Consider the following 16561-nt stretch of genomic DNA (forward strand, 5'->3'; position numbering starts at 1 on the left):
GTAACAGCGTTAGTAGGAAATACAGTAACAGCAGCAGTAGAAGGAACTGTAGCAGTATCCAATCCGATAACAGTAGSAAATACAGTAACAGCAGYAGTRGAWGGAACTGTRGATGTAGCTGGAACAGTAACGGTAGGAAATGCAGTAACAGTAGCAGCAGGAACAGTAACAGCRTTAGTAGGAAATGCAGTAACAGTAGCAGCAGGAACAGTAACAGCGTTAGTAGGAAATACAGTAACAGCAGCAGTACAAGGAACAGTAACAGTATCAGGTGGAACAGTAACGGTAGGAAATGCGGTAACAGTAGCAGCAGGAACAGTAACAGCGTTAGTAGGAAATACAGTAACAGCAGCAGTACAAGGAACGGTAACAGTATCAGGTGGAACAGTAACAGTAGCAAATCCAATAACAGTTTCTGGTGGAACAGTAACAATAAGTGGATATTATACGACCTATTCAACTACTAATATAACAGGAACTGGTACAGGAACAGTATTAACTGAAACTGTGAATAGTCTTTCAGAATATTCATATTATATACAGAATAATGGTTTAACACCTATAACAGTAAATATACAATTGGCACCTACTGATGTAAATGGAGCATACGTTACAGACTTAGTTGCAGGTACAGTGGCTATAGTTGGTGGAGGAAATGGAATAATAGTTCCATCAAAATATGCTAATAATGCTAGATTATTATATACTGGAGCATCTTTAAGTGTAAGTGCTTATTTTGTTGGAAGAGCATAATAATTTTTAATATATTTGCGTGTAGCGGTTGAGCTACACGCTACTCAAAGGTGGGGATATAAAACATGAAAAAAGAAAAAACTGTTAGTGTTTGTATGATAGTGAAGAATGAAGAGCGCTTTTTAGGAAGGTGTCTTGAGAGCATTAAAGATTTAGCAGATGAAATTATAGTAGTAGATACTGGTTCAAAAGATAAAACCGTAGAAATTGCAGAAAGTTTTGGTGCAAAAGTTTATTATTATCAGTGGGATAATAGCTTTGCAAATGCTAGAAATTTTTCATTGTCTAAAGCAACTAAAGATTGGATATTAATACTTGATGGTGACGATGAATTTGAAAAAGAAGATAGCGAAAAATTTATAGATATAGTAAATAATTCAAAATATGATGGGCATTTTTTTAAAACTTTAAGCCTAAACTCAGAAGCTGATCTCAAAAATTTTACTTGTAATTTAAATTTAAGACTTATAAGAAATACAGGGCAATATGAATATGTAGGTGCAATACATGAGCAAATAAATAATAAAGTAAAGCCTATGGATTATGGAAGATTTCCATCAGAAGAAGTGAGAATATATCATAAGGGTTATATAGCCTCAGTTGCTCAAGAAAAAAATAAAAGAGAGCGTAATATGACTATAATAAGAGAAGAACTAAAAAAAGACCCATTTAATGCATTTTTTAATTTTAATATGGGAAATGAGTATGTTGCTTTGAATGATTTTGAAAGTGCATTAAAGTATTTTGATATTGCTTATAAATCTATGGATGCGAGACAAGGATATGGTGATAAATTAATATTAAGAAGAGTTTTGACTCTAATTTTATTAAAAAAATATAATATGGCATTAGAAGCTATAGATGAGGGATTAGAATTTTATCCGAATTTTACAGAACTTATATATTATAAAGGCGAAGTTTATGAAAAACAGAAAAAATATACTATGGCAATAAAAGCTTATGAAAAAGCTATTGAACAAGGCGAATCTCCTATATATTTAACATTTTTAAATGGTTGTGCCACATTTAGAGCTTACTATAATATTGCAGAAATACATTATAGTTTAGGTGATTATGAAGAAGCTATAATAAATTATAAAAAAGCTATTTTATGTGATAAATCTTTTTGGCCAGAATATACTGGTTTAGCAAAATCATATTTTAAGATATTAGAAGATGAAAAGGAAACAGTTAAAAAATTAAAAATTTATTTTGATTTAGAAAATAAAGGTGAAGTTGTTATTTTATCTATGATATTAATGGAAGCTAAACTTTATAATGGGATTTTAGAAGAATTAAATGATAAGCTTAATGCAGTTGAGACGGATCAAAGTGTATTTGTTTTAGGAAAGTGCTTATTTAATACTAAAGAATATATTAAGGCTTATTATCAATTTAGAAGGCTTCCAAAAGAGTCTCCATACTATGAGCTTGGTATTATATATATCATAATTATAAAAATATTAACTAATAAAGAGATATATGAAGAAGATTTTGATAAAATAACTAATGATGTGAAAAGAAAATCTATAATGCTTATGAATTCAATAGCTAAAGATGAAAAAATAACAATAGATGATTTACCAGAAGAATATTTAAGTGAAATAATTAATATATTGGACATAATATTATCAACTAATGATTTTCAGTTATTCGAAAAAATGCTTAATAGTTTAAACTATATAAACTCCAATAAGGTATTACTAGAATTAGCTAAGCTATACCATAGATATGGATACTATTCACTTGCAGTACAAGAAATTACAAGATCTTTTAAAGAATTTGAAGTTATAGATGAAGTAACATTAGATATTTTTTACAAAAATTTATTCATATAAATTTTAAATTTAAATAAGGAATTTAATCTTATTAAATTCCTTATTTAATAAAATATTAGGGGTGTTGATATGGATAAAAATAATTTTTTAAAATTAAAAATTCCATGTGGTTTAGCAATAGTTAAAATAGAATCTTTTTTTAAAACAATATTTTATGAAGTATTATTGTTGTTGGAAGGATATGAATGTGTAAGTACTCCAAATATAAAAGTTGCATTTGCACATCAGACAACTATTTTTATAACAAATGAAAGTGATACTTGCCAAGAATTTTTTGTTTATGTTAGTCCTGATGGGGAAAACTATATAATAAATGAACCTGTTATTTCTGTTCATCCAAATGAAACAGAAATTGTTGTTCCAAGGTACTACTCTAAATATATAAGAATTCAAGGAAAAAGTGATGGAGAGATAAAGTTTAGAATTAATATTCAACAACAGATAAGTGGTTAGTATAATATAAAATTATAATTAGTTACTTTATTTATTAATTGTATTTATAATTTATTAAATTAGTAGAAATGTAAAATAATCTATGATACCATAAAATAATAAAGAGTCGTAATTTTTATAACAGTTGAGAGTAGGTGTTTATATGGCTAAAAGAGTAGGGACTAAAACCTTAGTAGAAAATAGAAAAGCTAGACATGACTATTTTGTTGAAGAAGGTATGGAAGCTGGAATTGTTCTTGTTGGTACAGAGGTGAAATCTATAAGGGCCGGAAAAGCAAATATAAAAGAAAGCTATGCTGAAATTAGAAACGGAGAAGTTTTTATAGTTGGAATGCATATAAGTCCGTATGAGCAAGGTAATATATTTAATGTTGATCCACTTAGAGAGAAAAAGCTGTTACTTCATAAAGAGCAAATAAGAAGACTTATAGGGTTACTTCAACAAGAAGGTCATACTTTAATTCCATTGGCACTGTATTTAAAAGATGGAAAAGTTAAAGTCAATTTAGGAGTTTGCAAAGGTAAGAAGAGCTATGACAAGAGAGATTCTATGCTTGAAAAGGCCCATAAACGAGAAATTGATAGACAATTAAAAGAAAGATCGAGGTACTAGAAATGGATATGTCACACTTACAATATAAGCATTGTAGGTGACATATCCATTTTTATAAGATAAGTTTTTATTTTATATGAATTAATAAGAAATATATATCTTTATCGCCCCAACCTAGATCAAAAGGAACATGATATCTATCTACAGTATGTGAATTTATAAGAGGATAGCCTTTACTATCAAAACCTGTAACTATAGCATTATGATCTATATCATTTTTTTTAGAGTATGCAATTACATCTCCAAGTTCTAAAGAATCAATGTATTTTTTGCCAGTAGATTCATTAAATTTTAAACATTCCTCAAAAGAGGCTTTTTTTATTAATGAACCTTTGCCACTATATAAAAGATAATTTTTAAAAGCATCTGCATTAACCCATGCAGGTGAATAATCTTTGTGAGTATGAGTTTTATTAGTAGTATACCAAGTATAATCTTGAGATAAATTACCACCTTCTATGTCGCCTAGACACTGAGATATAAAGTTAGTACAATTTCCACCAGAACCAGTAAAATTAATATATTTTTTATTGTATTTTTCAGGATTATTGCTTAAAGAAGGGACTCCACAGTATCTGTCGGAATATTCTACAGCTTTAAATTTATTATAATTTTTAGAAGAACTATTCGTATTAATACCGTCATTATTTCTTATGTTTTCAAAGTTGAAAACTTTATCTTTAGGATTATCTAATGTTGTACCTTCATAGCAACCGTCATATGATTTTAATGCATCTTCAAAACAATCTAAATACCACTCTTTAGAAATAATATAATTATTATTTGATTTTTTTAAGTTCATTATATGAAACAAATTTACTCCAAATAAGTTTTCAGTTGAATTTATATCATCTTCATAAACATATTTGAAAATCCATTCTTCATCAACTCTAAAATCATATGAGTTATTATTACAATTTAAATTTTTGAAATCACAATTTGATTGTATATCCGTAAATTTTATTCCACGTTCTCCTGCCCAATCTCTAAGATATTTTATTCTACGTATCTCATGGTCAAGAGCATATTTACCATTATTTGATGATGTATCATAATTGTTTTTAACCAAACTTATGTCACCATCTAGTATGGAATTATTTCTATTTTTAAAGTGTGTTTCTATATAACTTTTTATATCGTCATTAGAATCTAAAAGGGAATGAGCATAACAGGTACTACTTGAAAATATGTAGATTAAAAATACTATAAAGACTACATATGAAAATTTATTTTTAAATTTAAAATTCATAAATAAAAATCTCCTTTTATTTAAGGCATAATCAAGTAAAGAATAAGACAATATTGCTATTAAATATGTTTTCAATCTTTTATTGGGAATTTTTTTAATATGCCTAATTTATTATCATCAATAAAATTTGTATGTGGTTTCATTATAGTATTTGAAAGAAGTAAAGAATTTATTATTATTTATAAAAATTTAATAGTCTAAATAAAAAAAGAGACTAATTAAAAAATTAATCTCTTTTTTATTTTAAATATGTACTAAAAGCATTATCTATTTAAGTTAGGAAGGGTTTTAAGAAAAAACTCGTTGAAATTATTAACTTCGTGTGTTGAAAGATTTGCTGTTATTTTTTCTTCCCATTGTTCGAATATAGTAACTAAATATTCCATCATATTAATAGAGTTTTTTGTAGGATATACTTTAAAGGCTCTGTTATCGTATTCATTGATAAGTTTGTCTACATATCCTAATGTTAAAAGCTTTTTAATAGTTTTTGTTGTAAGTGCTTTATCTACTTTTAAATGAGTGCTTATTTCATTCAAATTACATCCGGGATTATAATATATAAATAAAAGATAATTATATAACCCTGGTGTTAGTTTAAAAGGTTTCAATTTTTCTTCACAGTATTTTTGAAAATCTTTATAAAAAATAGATATATTAATACTTAATGTTTTTTCAGGCCATTTCGCTCCAGTTTGTGTAAACATAGTAATTCTCCTTTTACAGCAATATTTACGTTGGATTAATTAATATAACAAGTGAAATTTAGTTATGCATATTCAATTAAATAATAAATAAAGTTATTTGTTTTTACTTTATTTCATATGCTTTAAATTTGAATAGTGGTAATAAAAATATAAAGTTTTATAAGTGCAATATGTATGGTGTAAAATATTTTTCACATTATACATACAAAATTTTATGGTATTAATATTATAGGGAAACAAGCTCCAATTTAAATCTATTCAATAACTTTAAACTATTTTCATACAAGATTCAGTGTTGAATTCTAAGTGATTCGGAGCATGCCTCACTATTTTAGGTATCCAAGTTTTAAAATGAGTAATTTAAAAGGTAAACTTGAAACCCTATAATTCAAGCTTATTTTAAAAATAAAGAAAAGCAAAAATTAAATCAATATTGTCCATATTCAAGATTATTTTAACATATAGATAAGTGTTTTAATAGATTAAGTTTTAACTTAAGTATATTCAGTTAATTTATTTTAAAAAATAAAAAAGTCCTATATAAGTATTAAAAAAAAATTATAACAAACGAAATATAAATAAGGGAATATTTGGGGAGAAAATATAAATTAAAATTATTACGATATTAATTCTAAATTTTATCATTTAATAAATGAGTAAGATTAGATTCAAGCCTGGAACTTTATATCAAAGATTATTTAAAGTAAAAATAATACAAAAGTTAACGTATACAATTTTTAACAAAAAATGAAGAAATAATGTATAAATTTCATTTAAAAGTTGTTATAATATAGTGAAACAAAAAAATATCCAGTTTATAGATTAAAATGAATAATAAGGATAAATATAAAATTCTATTGACTATACCTTATTGAAAATTATTATGTAGATATAGATACTTAGTTTAGTACATAAATTAATTTAATTGCGATAGTATAATAAATACTATTGTTTGAAAGAAGGGGAGAGTAATATGGAGAGAAGTATCTATAGGTTAAATTTGATTATGCTTACATTGTTAACAATAACTTTGAATTTTACTGAATTAGCAAGTTATATCTTAACAGATTCACTAGTTAATATTCAGATGATTAGTAAAGTTAGTTTAACCTTTATAGTTAGCATAGCTCTTTTGAAAATATTTACATTTATAGAGATCGAAAAGAAAATTCGTAACAAACAATGGTATAAAAGTTATAGAAAAATATCGATTTTATTCAACATATTACAAATAGTGCTTTGGAATTTGATATATGTTTTTTTCAATAGGTATTGCTTAGGTCAAATTGAAATAGTTATATATTTATTGCCAACAGTGTCAAGTTTAATAGTTATTTTCCATAAATATCCTTATAAAACAATGAAAAAATTTCAGGATATGTTAGAATTACAAAAGATAAATAATATAAAATGAAAAATTTTAATATAAGATATAATATTAAATAAAACTATGCATATAAATTAATAAATAAGTATATGTATAGTTTTACTTTTCTAAACTATATAGGGTTCCAAGTTAAATTTTAAACTTATTAATCTATGAAATAAGAAAAGTTAAAATTAATATTTTACTGCTAGTTAACACTTATTTTAGTTAAGAGCTGTGGTGATTAGTACTCACTATAATCCTAATAATACTAAACGTATTTTTTATTTTAAGAAACTGATTCTTAGTTTTATCCATTATTTGTACTTATTTTTATCACTTGATAAATGAATAATTTTAGAATTTATTTTAAAACTATATAGATATAATTAGAAAAAATTATGGCAAATGATATCAGTTGACAATAGTGTAATAAAGGATTAAAATAGTAATACAATTTAATATATGCAAAAAGCGTTTAAATCCAATTACAACATGGGGGCGTTATGGCTTCGACGGGGGTAAGATGGGTTTGAGAAGCGAGTCGAGGGACGCATGTGGCCTCGTTAATAAAATATGCACTAAATGTAAACGCAGAAGATAATTTTGCATTAGCAGCCTAGTTAGCTGTTCGTCCTACCTTTGAGTCCCACGGCTTAGGATAGGGCGTCAAATAGTGGGGAACCGAACTTAGCAAAGCTTTGAGCTATGGACGGAATTTATGAAGCTACTAAAAGGTAAAGCCTGTTTGCAGGCGTTACCTGGAGGGAATGTTAAAATGCAGACTGCACTCGGAGATGCTCAAATTGGTCTACTTTCGGACAGGGGTTCGATACCCCTCGCCTCCACCATTAAAATCCACGATAATTTTTTATCGTGGATTTTTTATATTTATAGGAATAATTAATAATATTTTGCGAAAAGTAATATTAAAAAAATTATTCAGGTGAGGTTATGAAAAAATATATACAAGATGATTCATACTTTGAAAAAATAGATAATGAAAGAAAAGCATACTGGTTAGGATTTTTATATGCAGATGGGTGTATATCTGAAAGAAGTGAAAATAATAAAATAGTAATAATACAATTACATAGAGATGATAAATATCTTTTAAAAGAATTTCTAAAAGATATAAATTCCGATAGACCCATATATGTAAATAAAAAGGGCTATGTTTCTATTAACATTGGAAGTACTAAAATGGCTAATGATTTAATAAAATTAGGATGTTTACCTAGAAAATCATTAGTTCTAAGGTTTCCATCAGAGAAAATAGTATCTTGTAATTTAATAAAGCATTTTATTAGAGGTTACATGGATGGCGATGGATGTATATCAACTTATAAAAAAATAAGAAAAAATAGAAAAAGTCCAATATTTGTATGTGAAATAAAGTTTATTGGTACATATGATATGCTTTGGGGAATTAAAAAATTTTTCAATTCGGATAAAGATATTTTGATAAATAAACATTCACCTAAGAGTTATCAAATAAGTTTTTCAGGCAGAAAGTATAGAAATGCAGTAGATATTTTATATAATGATGCAACTATTTACTTGAAAAGAAAAAAAGATAAATGGGATGAATTTCTAAACTATATAAATTGTATAGATACAAAAAAAGAGGAGAAGGAATCTAGGATAATAGTAAAATTAGATAATGAAGCAAATTATATAGGAGAATATACATTGAAATCTTTAAAAAAAGAATTTGATATAACTGCTATTTTAAGATGTTGTGAACATAGAGAAAAGCATAAATCGTATAAAAGGTTTAGGTGGATATATTTAGATGAATATAAGGAATTTACTGAGAAATGTATAGATATAAAAGATGTTTTAGGTTGTAAAAAAATTTGTAATATTGAAAAGTCAAAAGTAATAAAGACAGTTGAACAGTATGATTTAAATAAAAATTTTATTAGAACATGGGAAAATGCTAAGGTAGCAGCCGACCATTATAACACTACATCAAAGGCAATACGTAAAGTTTGTAATGGTGAAAGAAAAACTTGTTGTAATTTTATATGGAAATATACTGAGCCAAAAATGAGTAAACAATCTAAAAAAGTTGCTCAATATGATATAGATGGAAACCTTATTAAAGTTTGGAATAGTTGTAAAGAAGCTGCATTATTTTATGATGTTACATTTCAAGCCATTCAAAGAGCCATTAGTGGTAAATATAAAACTTGTTGTGGGTTTAGTTGGAAATATATATAAAATTAAAATTTGCAATATAAGATTTTTCTACTTCATTCATTAAAATCACTCCAACAATATAATTACTTAAGTATATAGGGAAACAAGCTCTAATTTAAATTTATCCAATAACTTTAAAATATGTTCATACAAGATGCAGTATTGAATTCTAAGTGATTCGGAGCATGTCTCACTATTTCAGGTATCCAAGTTTTGGAATGGATAATTTTAAAAGTTAACTTGGAACCTTATAGTTTAAACTATTTGCATTTTAAAATTCATATTTATATAAATTAACATTCATTATTTTTTATTTGGCAATAAAAATATATTGACAAAAGTAAATAGTGGGAATATAATAAAAAATAATTTAAAGAATGGAGGAAATATTATGAAAATTACAAGCTGGAATACAACAATAACATCAAAATTTAATAGAGTACTCTTATTAGTAGCCGAATTAATTTAGCAATTGTGTTTATTGATATATAAATTTAGATTTATTACTGTCATAGATGCAATTGCTACACTAGATGATTGTATCTATGACGGCTAATTTTTATTTTACATAAAGTAAGCCTCATAGAATTATTATGAGGCTATTATTATATTTTTTGATAATTAAAGCCTCATAGATTAATATGGGGCTTTAATTATATCCTAGGTGTAAAGCTCTATATATAACTATGGGGCTTTTGTTTTATATTATAGCAAAACTTTAGCAATAGACCTAAATAGGCTGTTGACCTAATAGTTATGCGAAATAAATAAATTTAACTTAGGAGGAAATGAAATGGAAGAAAATAGAGAGCAATGGGGAACTAAAATTGGATTTATACTTGCTGCAATTGGATCAGCAGTAGGTTTAGGCAATATATGGAGATTTCCTTATGTAGTATATTCAAATGGAGGAGGAGCATTTTTAATACCGTATTTATGTGCCATATTTACAGCAGGAATACCACTTTTAATATTAGAATACGGAATGGGACACAAGTTTAAAGGTTCAACACCACTTTCTTTAGCAAGAGCAAACAAAAAATTTGAATGGATAGGTTGGTGGCCAATAATTAGCTCGTCAGTTATACTATGCTATTACTCAATGATACTAAGTTGGGCAATTAAATATATGACTATGAGTTTCACTAAAGGTTGGGGTGAGGATTCTAATTCATTTTTTTATAATGATTTCTTAAATTTATCAGATTCACCACTTAATTTTGGAGGAATAGTTTGGCCTATATTAATAGGTATTGGGATAATATGGATTATAAATTGGTTTATATGTTATAAAGGAATAAAATCTGGGATAGAAAAAGCTAGCAAGATATTATTACCAGCCCTATTAGTAGTAATGATAATAATTGTTATAAGAGGAATTACTTTAGAAGGTGCAAGTGTTGGGTTAAATACATTATTTACACCAGATTGGAATAAGGTAAAAAATCCTCAAGTTTGGATATCTGCATATGGACAAGTATTTTTTTCATTAAGTATAGGTACCGGTATAATGATGACATATTCAAGTTATTTACCTAAAAAGACTGATATAAATAATAGTGCATTTATGACTGCATTTGCTAACTGTGGATTTGAATTTTTATCGGCTATAGGAGTATTTGCAATACTTGGTGCAATGGCTACAAGTCAAGGGGTACCTATGGAAGAAGTTGTTACAGATGGAATAGGGCTAGCATTTATAGCTTTCCCTAAGGTATTTACAATAATGGGTATATGGGGAAATATATTAGGAGTTTTATTTTTTTCTTGTCTAGTGTTTGCTGGTATAACATCATCAGTTTCTTTAGTAGAAGCAATATCTTCAGCTATAATAGATAAGTTTGGTGGATCACGTAAAAAAGTTGTTACATGCATGTGTTTAATAGGATTTGTTGCAACTATAGTATTTGCAAGTAATGCAGGGTTATATTTACTAGATATTATGGACAATTTTATAAACAATTATGGAATAGTTGTAGTTGGATTATTAGAAGCTTTTGTTATCGGATGGGTAATTAAGCCTAAGGTTATAAGAGAACATACAAATAAAATATCTTATTTTAAAATCGGTAAGTGGTGGGATGTAATTATAAAATATGTAACACCTACTTTATTAACAATAATTTTAGTTCAAAGTCTTATAAATGAGTTTAAAAATCCTTATGGAGGTTATGAATTAATATCTTTATTATTGTATGGCTGGGCTATTATAGCTCTTGGAATTATAGGTGGATTATTAATTAGTAAAAAACCTTGGAAGAATAGTAAGCTATAGAATATAAGTAGTAAGGAGATGATTTAAATGACAAGTGTATCAATAGGATTTTTTATATTAGGAGCAGTAATTCTTTGGGGCGGGTTTATGGTAACTTTAGCTATAACTATTAAGAATGAGAGAAAAGCAAATTAAGTAATATATTAGTTATAACGGATTTAAATAATGTGTTTATAATATATATGTTTACATTCTATCAATAGAATTACAAAATGAGTATATAAGATTTGTTGAACAAGTGGACAAATTGAATTTGAGTTTCTATATTCTAAGACATTTAATGTACCTATTTCTGCAAATTTTATAAATTATAAATGAATCATAAATAAACCTTTATCCCATCATTGATAAACTAGTGATAGGGCAAAGGTTTATTTATTTTAAGGATATATAATATGAAATTTAAAATTGATAAAGCAACAAAAAATTTAAAGGCTATAAAGGATGTGAATTTGAATCCCAAGCCTAGTATATGGCGCTTTTAGGACATAATGGAGCTGGGAAAATAACACTTATGGAATGATGGTAGTAAATCTAAAGCATAGAAAAAAAATAAATGCTAAGAGGATTATGTAAACATAAGGTAGTGGAAGTAATAGAAGAGTATAATTTAATCAGCTAGGAATGATAAATAAAAAATTAATATATATAAGCATATACTTGAATGTTAAGTTCAGTTGATAGAATTTAAGCTATATTTTGAATACAATAAGTATAGGAGGTATGAAAAGTATGATTAGTACGAATTTAAAGAGGTTAAGAAAAAATCACCAATATACACAAGAGGACGTGGCTGAAAAAATTAATGTTTCTAGACAATCAGTAGCAAAATGGGAAAATGGTGAATCTACACCTGATATAGATAGTTGCGTTAAACTTGCAAAATTGTATAATGTCAGGATAGATGATTTAGTGAATCATTCGGAAGAAGAATCAGGGATTGTAGTACCTCCTAAAGGAAAGCATTTTTTTGGAGCTGCTGTAGTTGGAGAACGTGGTCAGATTGTTATTCCAAAGGAAGCAAGAGAGATATTTAATATAAAAGTAGGAGATAAGTTATTGATATTAGGGGATGAGGAACGAGGAATTGGAATTGTTCATCAACGTGATTTGATAAATTTTGTAGGTAGTATAGGAATAGCAAGGAAGGAAGAATAATTTTAAAGTGAAAATTTATAAAAAGGATGGTTAAAATATGAGTAAAATAGTGTTTTTCAATATTCCAGCACATGGACACACTAATCCTACAATTGAAGTAGTTCGTGAGTTAGTAGATAGAGGAAATGAAGTATTATATTACTCTTTTAATGAATTCAAAGATAAAATCGAAGGCGCTGGAGCAAAATGTATTTGTTGTGATGAGTATCTTCCCCAATTGCATCCTAGTGATGAAAAAAAAATTGGTAAGGATTTCTCGGCACTAATTGAGATGGTTGCAGATACTACTTTAGCTTTAGATGAAAAAATTTGTAGAGAGCTTAAAGTTTTTAATCCAGATTGCATTGTATCAGATTCGTTAAGCTTTTGGGGAAAGCTATTTGCAAAAAAACTTAATATTCCATATGTATGTTCTACAACAACTTTTGCATTTAATGAGAATACAGCAAAGCTGATGAAAAAAGGTTTAAAAGAATTTATAATTATGATTTTAGGTATGAATCGTATTAATAAAAAAATAAAGCTTTTGCAAAATAGTGGATATGATGTTAAGAATATCATTTCCATGATTGCAAATGATAATGATACAAATACTATCGTGTACACATCAAAGAAATTTCAGCCACTGGTGGAGACTTTTTCTGATAAGTATTCTTTTATAGGACCATCAGTGCCTAAGGTGATTGTAGAATCTAAAAAGATAAATAGGAAGTTAATATATATTTCACTTGGTACAGTAAATAATAAAAATATTAAATTTTATAAGAACTGTATAAATGCATTTGAAAAATGTGATGTTGATGTAGTTATGTCTGTTGGCAATGGTACTAATATTAAAGATTTAGGATATATACCAAATAATTTTAAGGTTAAAAATAGTGTTAAGCAGATTATGATACTTCAAAAAACAGATGTATTTATTAGTCATTGTGGTATGAATAGCGCTAATGAAAGCTTGTATTATGGGGTCCCTATGGTATTATTTCCACAGCATTCAGAACAAAAAATGGTAGCAGAAAGAGTTGCTTACTTAGGCGCAGGGGTTATGTTAAAAAAGAATAAATCCCAATATATTAAAGATGCAGTTATGCAAGTTATAAATAATAATGAATATAAAAAAAATGCAAATAAAATAGCAAGTAGCTTTCAGAATTCAGAAGGTCCCAAAGGAGGGGCTGATGCGATATTAAAGGTTATATATGAGAGCAGTCAAAATTAGTTATAGGTATTGGGTATATTAAAATGGAACTATTTTGAATAACTAATAGTTATAAAATACTAATAATGTAAAAAATCAAATAAAAATCTATAAAGTTTAGGCATAATCAAATGAATAATAAGCTAGTAGTATTACTTATTTACAATGAATACTTAGCAGGTAAAATCCAGAGATAGCCCTACTATGACTAATTTTATTTGCTTGTCTCGTGACAAATATGCTTAGAATCTTTAAATTATTATTTTTTTCATATGCCTTAAGTAAAAAATAGTTTAGATATATGAAGATTTTATATAATCAAAAAAGACCACATAATAAGGTGGTCTTTTAATTTCAAATATATGTTTTTTATAGTTCTCTTCTTTCAATTTTAAATTCTATAGCTTCTTCTATTTCTTGAAGCATTCTTTCATTCTTAGGATCTACAAAAAGACATGTATAACCACTTTCACCAGCTCTTCCAGTTCTACCGATACGGTGAATATATGATTCAACGCTTTCTGGAATATCATAGTTGTAAATATGAGTTACGCCACTAACATCTAATCCTCTAGATGCAACATCTGTAGCTATTAAATATTGAATATCTGCATTTCTAAAAGCTTTCATTATTCTTTCACGTTTAGATTGAGGTACATCACTATGAAGTTTCTCACAGCGGAAACCATTTTTAGCAAGAGATAATTCAAGATCATCTGCTCTTCTTTTAGTTCTACAGAATATTATTGACATAAAAGGATTATCTTCTTTTAATACAGCACATAGTGAATTTAATTTTTCTCTGTCTGTAGTTTCAACTACATTTTGTTTAATGTTAGTAAGAGTAACTTCTTCTTTTTTTACAGCAACAACTGTTGGATCAGTCATATATCTATATGCAAGTTTTTTTACAGCAGAATCCATAGTTGCAGAAAAGCATAATGTTTGATGTTTTTTAGAACACTCTTTTATGATTTTTTCCACTTCATTTTTAAATCCCATAAATAGCATTTGATCAGCTTCATCTAAAACTAAGGTTTTTAATTTAGAAAGGTCTACAGTTTTCTTGTCAAGATGATCTAGAAGTCTACCAGGAGTTGCAATAATTAAATGAGTGTTTCCTTTAAGTTTTTTTAGTTGGGAACCTATGTCTTTTCCACCATATAGAGCTAATATATTTATATCTTTAGCAGATTTTAATTTCATAGCTTCTTCTGTTATTTGTATTGCAAGTTCTCTTGTAGGAGTTACAATAAGTCCTTGAACTGTATTTAGACTAGGGGATATGTTTTCAAACATTGGTAATAAAAATGCTAGGGTTTTTCCTGTGCCAGTTTGAGCTTCAGCTATAACATCTCTTCCTTCTTTTATAAATGTAATGCTTTCTTCTTGGATAGGTGTTGGTTTTGTAATGCCAGATTTTTTTAATATATTTATAATATCATCATTAATTCCTAATTCTTTAAAATTCATTGTTTCTTACCTTTCGTTTATAAGACATGATTAAAAGATTTTAAAAAGTTTTACTGTTAACTTTATCAATATTCTTAACATGTCTAAGTTTTTATTTGTACATCTATTAATAATATCACACGGCAATAATTAAGACTAATATTATTTATTAATTATAAAGTTAATTTAATAAATGCCTGGTAAAAGTCAGATTTTAAAAGCAATTGAATTTAAAAAAATGTATAATATAGGGAAACAAGCTCCAATTTAAATTTTTAATATTAGTATTCATGTATTTGTATATAAATATACAAATATTTTATTACTTATTATAAGTTAATAGATGATGACAAACTTAGCACATAAGTATTAGATGAACAAAATTACATATAAATTAAGAAATAAATTATAATATGGATAAAGGAAATACAAAATTAAATAGATAAGGGAAAGTGATATTGATGAATTTCGAACAGATGAACTAAACTTCCAAAATTCAGAAATTTGTGATTATTTTTTTAGTCAAATATTTAAATGTAATGTGGAAAGTTAATTAAATTTAGTGCAAATAATTATTAAAATAGGGGGAAATTATGGGTAATATTAAAATTTTACTAGTGGAGGATGATGAAGCTGTTGCATTAGGCATTGAATATAATTTAAAAAATGATGGTTTAAAGGTAATAAGAGCTGCAGACGTATGCAGTGCAAAGGAGATATTTAATGAAGAGTTTAATCTTATTCTTTTAGATATTGGATTACCAGATGGTAATGGATATGAATTTTGTAAGTATATAAGAGAAAAAAGTAAAGTACCAATAATATTTTTAACAGCATTAGATGAGGAAGTTAATGTAGTTTTAGGGTTTGATCTTGGTGGAGACGATTATGTTGTGAAACCATTTAGGGTAAAGGAGCTTTTATCAAGAATTAAGGCAGTACTTAGAAGGACAAGCAACTATCAAAAAACAAAGCTTATTTCAGGAGATATAGAAGTAAATACATTGAACGCAAAAGTTTATAAAAACAAAAAAGAAATTATTTTAACAGCAGTGGAATATAAGTTGCTTTTATATTTTATGGGGTATCCATATAAGGTTATTTCTAAGGAAGAAATTCTCCATAGACTTTGGGATATTCACGGAGATTTTGTGGATGAAAATACCCCTGCTGTGTATATAAGAAGGCTTAGAAAAAAACTTGAAGATGAACCATCAAAGCCAAATTATTTAGTAAATCTAAGAGGATTGGGGTATAAGTGGAATAAAAATGTTATAGAGGAGTAAGAGGTAAA

The 16561-nt window shown here is 27.0% G+C and carries 14 protein-coding genes and 1 other RNA gene; 12 read left to right on the top strand and 3 right to left on the bottom strand.

Annotated elements, in window-relative coordinates:
• The 4 genes from ACYUE0_RS06680 to smpB form a co-directional block, all read left to right on the top strand.
• On the top strand, window positions 1-753 hold a 753-nt coding region (locus ACYUE0_RS06680), incomplete at its 5' end, for a DUF6385 domain-containing protein (RefSeq protein WP_460269945.1).
• Window positions 754-818: 65 nt separating this feature from the next.
• The gene (locus tag ACYUE0_RS06685; RefSeq protein ID WP_460269947.1) at window positions 819-2591 is read left to right on the top strand and encodes a glycosyltransferase; all 1773 of its coding nucleotides are present in this window, start codon (window positions 819-821) and stop codon (window positions 2589-2591) included.
• A 69-nt stretch (window positions 2592-2660) separates the two neighbouring features.
• A complete protein-coding gene (locus ACYUE0_RS06690) occupies window positions 2661-3044 on the top strand; it encodes a DUF6385 domain-containing protein (RefSeq protein WP_460269948.1) in 384 nt (127 codons plus the stop codon).
• A 142-nt stretch (window positions 3045-3186) separates the two neighbouring features.
• Complete coding sequence (gene smpB, locus ACYUE0_RS06695) at window positions 3187-3657, top strand: SsrA-binding protein SmpB (protein ID WP_061997028.1); 471 nt, start codon at window positions 3187-3189, stop codon at window positions 3655-3657.
• 67 nt (window positions 3658-3724) lie between these two features.
• On the opposite strand, the gene ACYUE0_RS06700 is transcribed toward smpB, so the two are convergent.
• Together ACYUE0_RS06700 and ACYUE0_RS06705 are read right to left on the bottom strand one after the other, a co-directional pair.
• A complete protein-coding gene (locus tag ACYUE0_RS06700; RefSeq protein WP_460269949.1) occupies window positions 3725-4906 on the bottom strand; it encodes an amidase domain-containing protein in 1182 nt (393 codons plus the stop codon).
• Between the two features lie 263 nt (window positions 4907-5169).
• On the bottom strand, window positions 5170-5613 hold the full coding sequence (locus ACYUE0_RS06705; protein ID WP_082761306.1) for a MarR family winged helix-turn-helix transcriptional regulator: 444 nt from the start codon (window positions 5611-5613) through the stop codon (window positions 5170-5172).
• A 973-nt stretch (window positions 5614-6586) separates the two neighbouring features.
• Here ACYUE0_RS06705 and ACYUE0_RS06710 point away from each other — a divergent pair.
• The 7 genes from ACYUE0_RS06710 (at window position 6587) to ACYUE0_RS06740 (ending at window position 13836) form a co-directional block, all read left to right on the top strand.
• Window positions 6587-7027 (top strand): hypothetical protein, encoded by a 441-nt coding sequence (locus tag ACYUE0_RS06710; RefSeq protein WP_061996860.1) that lies wholly within the window; start codon window positions 6587-6589, stop codon window positions 7025-7027.
• Between the two features lie 449 nt (window positions 7028-7476).
• Window positions 7477-7830, top strand: a transfer-messenger RNA (tmRNA) gene (gene ssrA / locus ACYUE0_RS06715).
• A gap of 103 nt (window positions 7831-7933) precedes the next feature.
• Window positions 7934-9205 (top strand): NUMOD1 domain-containing DNA-binding protein, encoded by a 1272-nt coding sequence (locus tag ACYUE0_RS06720; RefSeq protein ID WP_460269952.1) that lies wholly within the window; start codon window positions 7934-7936, stop codon window positions 9203-9205.
• A 772-nt stretch (window positions 9206-9977) separates the two neighbouring features.
• Complete coding sequence (locus tag ACYUE0_RS06725) at window positions 9978-11459, top strand: sodium-dependent transporter (RefSeq protein ID WP_460269953.1); 1482 nt, start codon at window positions 9978-9980, stop codon at window positions 11457-11459.
• Between the two features lie 27 nt (window positions 11460-11486).
• Window positions 11487-11594 (top strand): MetS family NSS transporter small subunit, encoded by a 108-nt coding sequence (locus ACYUE0_RS06730; RefSeq protein ID WP_010293485.1) that lies wholly within the window; start codon window positions 11487-11489, stop codon window positions 11592-11594.
• A 597-nt stretch (window positions 11595-12191) separates the two neighbouring features.
• A complete protein-coding gene (locus ACYUE0_RS06735; protein ID WP_199869524.1) occupies window positions 12192-12617 on the top strand; it encodes a helix-turn-helix transcriptional regulator in 426 nt (141 codons plus the stop codon).
• 37 nt (window positions 12618-12654) lie between these two features.
• On the top strand, window positions 12655-13836 hold the full coding sequence (locus tag ACYUE0_RS06740; protein ID WP_460269954.1) for a macrolide family glycosyltransferase: 1182 nt from the start codon (window positions 12655-12657) through the stop codon (window positions 13834-13836).
• Between the two features lie 348 nt (window positions 13837-14184).
• On the opposite strand, the gene ACYUE0_RS06745 is transcribed toward ACYUE0_RS06740, so the two are convergent.
• Complete coding sequence (locus tag ACYUE0_RS06745; RefSeq protein ID WP_460269955.1) at window positions 14185-15288, bottom strand: DEAD/DEAH box helicase; 1104 nt, start codon at window positions 15286-15288, stop codon at window positions 14185-14187.
• 572 nt (window positions 15289-15860) lie between these two features.
• Between ACYUE0_RS06745 and ACYUE0_RS06750 the strand changes: the two genes are divergently transcribed.
• Window positions 15861-16553 carry a response regulator transcription factor gene (locus ACYUE0_RS06750; RefSeq protein WP_460269957.1) on the top strand — a complete coding sequence of 231 codons (693 nt, stop codon included), beginning with the start codon at window positions 15861-15863 and terminating at the stop codon, window positions 16551-16553.
• Window positions 16554-16561 lie beyond the last annotated feature (8 nt).

This window comes from Clostridium sp. CTA-19 (assembly GCF_054767855.1).